4 protein-coding genes, 2 tRNA genes and 1 rRNA gene are annotated in these 9,284 nt (G+C 39.0%); all 7 read right to left on the reverse strand.

Annotated features, from left to right (window positions below; all coding sequences use genetic code 11):
- Window positions 1–12: 12 nt before the first annotated feature.
- On the reverse strand, window positions 13–3,813 hold the full coding sequence (locus BLR54_RS04200) for a phosphoribosylformylglycinamidine synthase (protein WP_090417230.1): 3,801 nt from the start codon (window positions 3,811–3,813) through the stop codon (window positions 13–15).
- A 211-nt stretch (window positions 3,814–4,024) separates the two neighbouring features.
- Complete coding sequence (locus tag BLR54_RS04205) at window positions 4,025–6,430, reverse strand: ATP-dependent DNA helicase (protein ID WP_090417232.1); 2,406 nt, start codon at window positions 6,428–6,430, stop codon at window positions 4,025–4,027.
- A 189-nt stretch (window positions 6,431–6,619) separates the two neighbouring features.
- Window positions 6,620–6,847 carry an HPr family phosphocarrier protein gene (locus tag BLR54_RS04210; protein WP_090417234.1) on the reverse strand — a complete coding sequence of 76 codons (228 nt, stop codon included), beginning with the start codon at window positions 6,845–6,847 and terminating at the stop codon, window positions 6,620–6,622.
- 227 nt (window positions 6,848–7,074) lie between these two features.
- Window positions 7,075–8,295, reverse strand: coding sequence for an EAL and HDOD domain-containing protein (locus BLR54_RS04215; protein WP_090417236.1), 1,221 nt, complete (start codon window positions 8,293–8,295; stop codon window positions 7,075–7,077).
- A 202-nt stretch (window positions 8,296–8,497) separates the two neighbouring features.
- Window positions 8,498–8,568 (reverse strand) — tRNA-Trp (locus tag BLR54_RS04220).
- 165 nt (window positions 8,569–8,733) lie between these two features.
- Window positions 8,734–8,806, reverse strand: a tRNA-Ala gene (locus BLR54_RS04225).
- 110 nt (window positions 8,807–8,916) lie between these two features.
- A 23S ribosomal RNA gene (locus BLR54_RS04230) occupies window positions 8,917–9,284 on the reverse strand; the annotation flags it as partial.

Below are 9,284 nucleotides of genomic sequence, written 5' to 3' on the forward strand. Positions count from 1 at the left end.
TTTTCTACCCTTTTATTTGAAGTAATCTACGCCTGATTCGAATAATCTCATATTCTGGTTGCCGTAGATGTTGAGAGCGACGCCGTCGCCAATACGCTCTGCGTGGCACATCTTACCGAATACACGTCCATCAGGGCTTGTAATACCCTCGATTGCGCAGTAGCTTCCGTTGATATTCCATTCCTCATCCATTGTTGGATTACCCTTTTCATCAACGTACTGAGTAGCCACCTGACCATTTTCAAGGAGCTTCTTAAGCCACTCACCTGAAGCAACGAATCTTCCTTCACCATGTGAAGCAGGAGCACAGTAAGTCTCTCCAAGATGTGTACCTGCAAGCCATGGAGACTTGTTACTTACAACCTTTGTATATGCGATTTTTGAAATATGACGTCCGATTGTATTGTATGTAAGAGTTGGAGCATCCTCTGCCTGTGTATGAATCTCACCATAAGGAACAAGACCAAGCTTAATGAGGGCCTGGAAACCATTACAGATACCAAGCATAAGTCCATCTCTGTTTTCAAGGAGTCCATGGATAGCTTCCTTCATCTTTTCATTTCTAAATGCGGTAGCAAAGAACTTAGCAGAACCCTCTGGCTCATCACCTGCTGAGAAACCACCTGGGAACATAACAATCTGAGACTGAGCAATTGCTCTTGAGAACTCATCTACAGACTCTCTAATATCCTCTGCTGTCTGGTTCTTAAATACCTTCACATTTGCTATAGCGCCGGCCTTTTCAAAGGCTCTTGCTGAATCGTACTCACAGTTTGTGCCTGGGAATACTGGAATAAATACCCTTGGCTTAGCAATCTTGTTCTTGCAAACGTAGAAGTTCTTTGTCTCATATACTCCTGTGTCTACAAGAGATGTGTCCTCGTGGCTGCGAGTCTTGAATACCTTTTCAAGGGTTCCAGTCCAAGCAGCAATTGCCTCATCAACAGGAATCTTTACATCTCGATATGTAAAGGTTGCATCGTCAGTTACTTCACCAACCTCATAGCCACAATCTGACAAGCCTCTCTTTTCAAGCTCATTGATAATAGCAAGAGCTCCATCCTCTGTAACTTCCATAACAATGTCGCCGATAACACAGCCAAACATTAATACTGACTGACACTCATCATAAAGCTTAACTCCAAGCTTGTTACCAAATGCCATCTTTGATACAGCTGGTACAAGTCCGTAAGCATCAAGCGCATATGCAGCCTTAATATTTCCAAGCTCTACCATCTGTCTAACAACCTCAAAGATTGCCTTAGCCTGCTGGTAGTTTGGCTGATCGAAATTATCACGAAGCACTCTAAGTAAATAGAGTTTGTCTCCCGCATCCTTTAACTCAGGGGTAACAATGTCCTGCTGCTTTGCAACATCCACCGCAAAGGAAACAAGTGTAGGAGGAACATCAATTTCATTGAAGGTTCCAGACATTGAATCCTTACCACCGATTGATGGAAGACCGAATTCCATTTGTGCTTTATAGGCACCAAGAAGTGCTGCGAATGGCTGACTCCATCTCTTTGGATCTTCGCTCATTCTGCGGAAGTACTCCTGGAAAGTAAATCTGATTTTCTTGTAATCACCACCAGTTGCAACGATACGTGCTACTGACTCTAATACTGCAAGCTGAGCTCCATGATATGGTGACCATGAGCTAACATAAGGATTAAAGCCATAAGCCATCATTGTAACTGCATCTGTATTTCCGTCAGCTACAGGTACCTTAGCAACCATAGCCTGTGTCTCTGTGAGCTGATACTTTCCACCGAATGGCATAAGTGTTGAGCCTGCACCGATTGAGCCGTCAAACATTTCAACAAGGCCCTTCTGTGAGCAAACATTTAAATCGGCAAGAGCATCTAACCAAGCAGCCTTAAAGTCTCCTGCTTCAACATCCTTTGCAACCTTTTCCATACCAATCTTGTCGATGTATTTATCTGTTGCGTCTGGAAGCTCTACATAAACATCTGTCTCCTGATGAGCACCGTTTGTATCAAGGAAGGCTCTTGAAAGATTAACAATTTCCTTACCTCTCCACTTAAGAACCAGACGTGGCTCCTTTGTAACTTCAGCAACCTCAATTGCCTCAAGGTTTTCTTCTGATGCATACTGTAAGAACTTGTTTACATCTGCTGGAGCAACAACTACAGCCATACGCTCCTGTGACTCTGAAATAGCAAGCTCTGTTCCATCAAGACCTGCATACTTCTTTGGCACTAAATCAAGATTAACTACAAGACCAGGTGCCAACTCACCGATAGCTACTGATACACCACCAGCACCAAAGTCATTACACTTTTTGATAATATAAGAAACTTCTTCTCTTCTGAAGAGACGCTGAATCTTTCTCTCTGTAGGTGGATTACCCTTCTGAACCTCTGCACCACAAACTGCAGTAGACTCTGTATTGTGTGCCTTTGAAGAACCAGTAGCACCACCGATACCATCACGACCTGTACGTCCACCAAGGAGGATAATCTTATCTCCTGGATCAGAGTTTAATCTCTGAACAGCACGTCTTGGAGCAGCACCCATTACAGCACCAATCTCCATACGCTTTGCAACATAATCTGGATGGTAAATTTCTTTTACATAACCTGTAGCAAGACCAATCTGGTTACCATATGAGCTGTAACCATGAGCTGCCTCACGAACAAGCTTCTTCTGTGGAAGCTTTCCTTCGATTGTATCCTTTACAGATACTGTAGGGTCTGCAGCACCTGTAACACGCATAGCCTGGTATACATAAGTACGTCCAGAAAGTGGATCACGGATTGCACCACCAAGACATGTAGCAGCACCACCGAATGGCTCGATTTCTGTAGGATGGTTGTGTGTCTCATTCTTGAAGTTGATGAGCCACTCTTCTTCTGTACCATCTACATTGATAGGTACAACGATTGAACATGCGTTAATCTCATCAGACTCTTCCTGATCTTCAAGCTTGCCATCAGCCTTAAGACGCTTCATTGCAAGAAGTGCAAGGTCCATAAGGCATACAAACTTGTCATCTCTATCCTTATAGAGAATCTTAAAGTTATCAAGATAGTCATTGAAAGTATCCTGGATAGGAGCCTTGTAATAGCCATCTTCGATAGTAACGTTCTTTAATTCTGTAGAGAAAGTAGTATGTCTACAGTGATCAGACCAATAAGTATCTAAAACTCTGATTTCTGTAACAGTTGGATCTCTATGTTCGTCATTGGAAAAATAGTTCTGAATGTGAAGGAAATCCTTAAAGGTCATAGCCAAATTTAAGGAATCATATAAAGTGCGTAAATCATTCTCAGCCATAGAAATGAAACCGTCAAATGTATTGACGTCGGCTGGTTCATCGAAATTATTAGAAAGAGACTCTGGCTTATCAAGAGAAGTCTCTCTAGAATCAACAGGATTAATACAATGCTTTTTGATAGCATCGAATTCGTCGTCAGTAATGCTACCCTCAATAACATAGGTAGTAGCGGTGTGAATAGTAGGCTCTTCATTTTCATTTAAGAGCTTAAGACACTGCTCAGCAGAGTCGGCACGCTGGTCGAACTGACCTGGTAAAAATTCAACTGAAAAGACACGTCCATTGTAATCAAATGTCTCTTCGTAAACATCATCAACAGGAGGCTCAGAAAACACTGTCTTGACTGCTTTCTTAAAAACGTCGTCAGATACATCCTGAACGTCATAACGAATCAGAACTCTAACTCCTGTAACATCCTTGATGCCTAAGTAACTTCCTATTTCGGAAAACAGTGACTTGGCAGATACTGCAAATTGTGGTTTCTTTTCAACGTAAACTCTTCTTACTTTGCCCACATTACACCTCCATAATATTAACTTGAAATCTGTGAGACAGGACCCCTGCCTATAATTTTGTCTCTATTCTCTAGTAAAGTTGTGCCGCAAAAACTAGTAATTATTATGCCTCAAAATCTAGCAAATTATGTCTCAAAAACTAGTAATTTGGCAGGCAGCCTCACAGTTAAAGAAAGTATAACACAAAAAATTCACAACTCCTAATAAGTTTTTAGCCTTTTTTCTTCCAGAAATTTGTTAATTTTAACGAAACGTCATTTACTGTGGTATAACAGGCGTCATTCCATTCTCGAGGAAATGTCTTTCGGTAACTAGAGAATCTAAATCGCTCATCTAATAGCTCAATAACTCCCACATCATCCTTGGTTCGAATTAATCTTCCAGCAGCTTGGATAACCTTGTTCATGCCAGGGTATAAATATGCATATTCAAATCCATTCTTTCCCTGCTCATCGAAGAAATCCGACATAAGCTTTCTCTCATTGCCAACCTGTGGAAGACCAGCGCCAAGAACAACTACCCCTATTAGCTTTCCTCCAACTAAATCTATTCCCTCAGAAAAGATACCGCCCAAAGTACAAAATGCTACCAAGGATTTATCTCTCTTCTGTTCGAACTCAAGTAGGAATTCTTCACGTTCCTGTTCTGTCATGTTTTGCTGCTGAGTAATTATTTCCACATCACCAGCAATAGGTTCGTACTCTGCTTGTATATCCTCTAAGAATTTATAGGATGGTCCAAAGACCATATAATTACCCTGCTTTGCATCTACTGCTGCTTTTATATATGCGGCAAACTTTGCGTATTCCCCTGCACCACGTCTGGTGTATTTGCTAGTAACATCCGTACCTAACACAAGCATTCTATTGGAGTTGTCAAAAACAGAATCAACATAAATGGCATAGACATCTGTTATATTGCAAAGCAAATCCTTGTAATAGTCTATAGGTAATAGGGTTGCACTAAAATAAACCGTAGACCTAGCAAGCTTCAGTCTATCCTGCAACTGTGCAGACGGGTCAATACAGTATAAGTGTAAATTGAAATTTTTATCATCATCAAAATCACAGTAAATTCGATAATGATCATTATCCACTTGGTATGCAATAGCTGTAAAGTTTCTCAACCTAAAATAAAAATCAAGAACCTCATCCTGATATATTCCAAACTTTATTTCCTTTTTGAATAACTGCTCCATAATCATTTGAAGATTATCACAGGCATTAAGCAGCATATCTATATCAGAAAGAACAGTTATTTCCTTATCACATTCCCTTTTATACTCTAAAAGAATACGATTTACCTTTTCTAAAGCATTGGTCAATCTTTTGCTCACAGGCTTTGCATATCTTTTAATAGAAAGAACCTCTTCTTTAATGAGAGTTTCTGAATACATTTCTCTGGCTCTATCCACCATGTTGTGAGCCTCGTCTATTAAGAAAATATGCTCACCTGCTCTGCCCTCCGCAAAGAAACGCTTTAAATATACATTAGGATCGAACACATAATTGTAGTCACAGATTACACCTTCGCACCAAGTGCTTACATCCAGTCCTAGTTCAAAGGGACAAACCACAAATTCTTCAGCATAACTTAAAAGCACATCTCTAGTAATAACGGTTTCCTTAGTGATAATTTCATATATAGCATCATTGACTCTGTCAAAATGTCCTCTAGCGTATGGACAGTTGTCAGGATTACAATCAGCCTCATCACACATACACATTTTTTCTTTTGCCGTAAGCATAATGGTCCTGCCCTCGTAACCCTTATCAACCAAAAGGCTATATGCATCTCTGGCAGCCAGGGCTGTTGCAGTCTTGGCCGTAAGATAAAAAATACGTTCTGCAAGATTCTGCCCTAATGCCATTACTGCAGGATATACATTGGCTATGGTCTTGCCAGTGCCTGTCGGTGCTTGCATAAATAAAATCTTTCTTCTATATATACTGCGATAAACATCTGCCACTAGCTTCTTTTGTCCATCACGATATGAATATGGGAATTCTAATCCTTGAATCGACTCTATAAGCTCCTGCTTATGATAGTATTGAAAATCGGTCCACTTCTTAAATATATTAAGTATAGTTAAAAACCAATTCTCAATCTCTTGAAAGGTATATACCTGGTTAAAGTGCTTTATTTCTTCAGTCTCTAAACTGACATAGGTCATTTGAACTTCTATTTCATCTAGCTCATATTCCTTTGCAATTATATATGCATAGCATTTTGCCTGAGCTTCGTGAACTAGCACAGGTTTCTCAAAGGTCATAACATCCATGTACATGCCTTTTATTTCATCTACCGTTGCAGACCATACTGTGCCATCCTCATCATGCTCTAATATTACACCGTCGGCACGTCCCTCCAATCCAAGGATATAATCATCATATTCAACCTGATATTTCAACGGAACTTCTGCACGATAAAAAGGACCCATAGAGCTTTGAATCTTTCTATGAATCCTACTACCCTCCTGCATTGCTTCAAAAGGATCAACGGAGCCCTTTCGGTCATCGATATCGCCTTCTCTTAGCAGAAATTCCACTAGGTTTCTAACGGATATATTTATTTGTGCCTTTTCTCCCTCTGGAGTGATTAATCTTGAAACCTTCATTCAATAACACTCATAACCTGATGATAAAATTTAGTCTCTTATTAGCAAATCTTTATTAAGCTAATAAAAATATAAGAAAGTATTTCTAATAAAAACAATAAAACCATTTCTAATAAAAAATACATAATATTATTTCTAACAAAAAAGCCTGTGAGATAAACTCACAGGCTAATTATACATTATTCAAAATTAAGCAACAACGAACTTCTGAACAGCGTTCTTGAAAACTTTATCTGCTGGATCATGAATAGAAACATTAAGCTCTCTCTTGATTCCCATTGCAATAACACCTAAAAGTGACTTGCCATCAATATAAACAACACCACTGTGAAGATCAACATCTCCCCCACACTGTGAAGCAGCCTTTACAAATTCCTCTGCATCATTTGTGTTTTCTAATCTAATTTTAAACATCATAAAATTCAACTCCTATTACAAAAAACAATCCAATTACAATTTCTGTTACGATTTTATCATCTTATTCACACATGTCAATGTAAAAATTGTTCAAAAATATCAAATTCATGCACTATGTGGCGTAATTAATGTATTTATTCAAAAACAAAGCCGCAGGCTTGTAAACCTGCGGCTAAAACATACTGAATTTTGAATTACTTTTGATTATTTTTAAAAGAATTTGATTACTAGATAAACATCTTACCATACCATTTAAGAGCTTCTACATATGCATCATATACCACATGCATCTCGATATCGTGTAGAACCATTAAACGGGATACCTCCTGCCAATCTCCAGCCTCATAACTTAGAAGGAATTCCAGCTGAGGAGAGAAAATACCATCATCGCTAATCAAAGCCTTCTTAATCTCATTACTTACACCTACTTGCTCTAAAGCATCTTCCATAGGCATATCAAGAATAAGATTTAACAATGAGAACAATCCCATAAGGAAAAGCTCGTCCTTACGCATTGCGTAATCAAAAGCAGTTGCTAAGTTTTCTGCAAATCTTGCTCTAATAAGAGATAATCTTGTTATCTCATTTGGCTTACCGGCTGCAAGTTCATTAAACAATGTGGTATTTAACCAACGTCTAATTTCCTTCTGTCCAAGTAAAGCAGTAGCCTGATTGATTGATCTAATATTTGAATTAATTGTAAGCTTATTTGCAATCTTTAATAATTCAATAGAAAGAGCTGGGTCCTGTGCAACAACATTTGCAACTTCTTCCAAATCAAAATCCGACTGATTAATCACAGTCATCAACTTCATGTAGTTAATCTTTATAGGTGTTACTTCTGTATCCTGAGTATTAATAGGAACTCTAAAGAAAGTGCCTTCAAATATTTTGAAAAGTCCAGAATCTTTTGCTGCGTCAAACTCCTCTTTAGAGTGAAGATTTTCAGCACAGAAAACCATATCTGGCATAATTTTTCTAAATTCTTTAGCCTGTTCAATAACATTGCCAGCATCACTATTTATTAAGAAAAGATCAAAGTTGCCAAGCATAAATTTATAGCTTTCAATCGTATTCAAAGGTAAATCCTTTATACCAATCTTAAAGCCTTTGCTCTTTAAATCTTGTAATCGCTTATTATAAGATTCCTCAGGCTTAATAGACTGATCCAACAGAAGAACAATTCGGCCATCAAAACCTGTTAATTGCTGCTCAATGTTTGCAAATAACGATATATTGTTAATTGGAATGATAATATCACAATTTGCAACTAAATCATCCTCTGATACACTTTCAAAAACCTCAATACCTACGATAGAACCAGCACCATCATATCTTGCAGCTCCTAGCATATGTGGATTTTCAAACATGTTCTCCTTCTGAGCATACAAGCAATACGAAGCAACTGACATATCCTCATAAAATAGTGGTACTAATGTAGCAAGCATAATCCCTCTCCTTTTGTGTAATACCCCATAATATAGTAATGATTAAACCCAAAAACATTCTGACAGAATTGTCTGAATATTTATAATTATTATAGCACTACGTTTTTTTATATTCAATGCCTCACCCCCTAGTTTAGTATTGCTTTTCTATATACAAAAAAGAGCACCAAACGCTATAATCGTTTAGTGCTCTACTTGAGAACAGGGGATGAGAGAATCGAACTCCCACCAAAGGTTTTGGAGACCCCTATCATACCATTTGACCAATCCCCTATATCGTAAGCGAAAAACCCAAAATTGATTTGAGTCCCTCACCCACGCGACTAGATTATACTATCACAATATCTAGACGCTTTCAATAGAAAAATCACAAAAACTTCACATTTTTTTCTAGTTTTTTTCATAAAAAAAGTTCTTACAAATAGCAAGAACTTTTAGTGGAGACGGAGAGATTCGAACTCTTGACCCCCTGCTTGCAAGGCAGGTGCTCTCCCAACTGAGCTACGCCCCCAAAGTGAAGCTTATTTATGAAAAATAGCAAGCTGATTGCTTGCTAATTATATAAATAGCAACCTCAAAACTTCACACAGTAGGACTTAGTATCCTTCACTATACATCTTTTAGAATAAACCTTCGATCTATTAGTATTCATCAGCTGAATGCATTACTACACTTACACCTTGAACCTATCTACCTTATCGTCTTTAAGGGATCTTATCTCCTTGAAGGAGGGGATATCTCATCTTGAGGGGGGCTTCACGCTTAGATGCCTTCAGCGTTTATCCCGTCCAGACTTGGCTACTCAGCTATGCCGTTGGTCGACAGCTGATACACCAGTGGTCCGTCCACCCCGGTCCTCTCGTACTAGGGGCAGCTCCTCTCAAATATCCTCCGCCCGCGCCGGATAGGGACCGAACTGTCTCACGACGTTCTGAACCCAGCTCGCGTACCGCTTTAATGGGCGAACAGCCCAACCCTTGGGACCTGCT

This window comes from Pseudobutyrivibrio sp. YE44, assembly GCF_900104335.1.
Taxonomy (GTDB): Bacteria; Bacillota; Clostridia; order Lachnospirales; family Lachnospiraceae; genus Pseudobutyrivibrio.

What these genes read in the sequence shown, in the direction of transcription:
- BLR54_RS04215 (WP_090417236.1), bottom strand. Translation starts at nt 8,295, where the DNA reads ATGCTTGCTACATTAGTACCACTATTTTATGAGGATATGTCAGTTGCT.
- BLR54_RS04205 (WP_090417232.1), bottom strand. Translation starts at nt 6,430, where the DNA reads ATGAAGGTTTCAAGATTAATCACTCCAGAGGGAGAAAAGGCACAAATA.
- BLR54_RS04210 (WP_090417234.1), bottom strand. Translation starts at nt 6,847, where the DNA reads ATGATGTTTAAAATTAGATTAGAAAACACAAATGATGCAGAGGAATTT.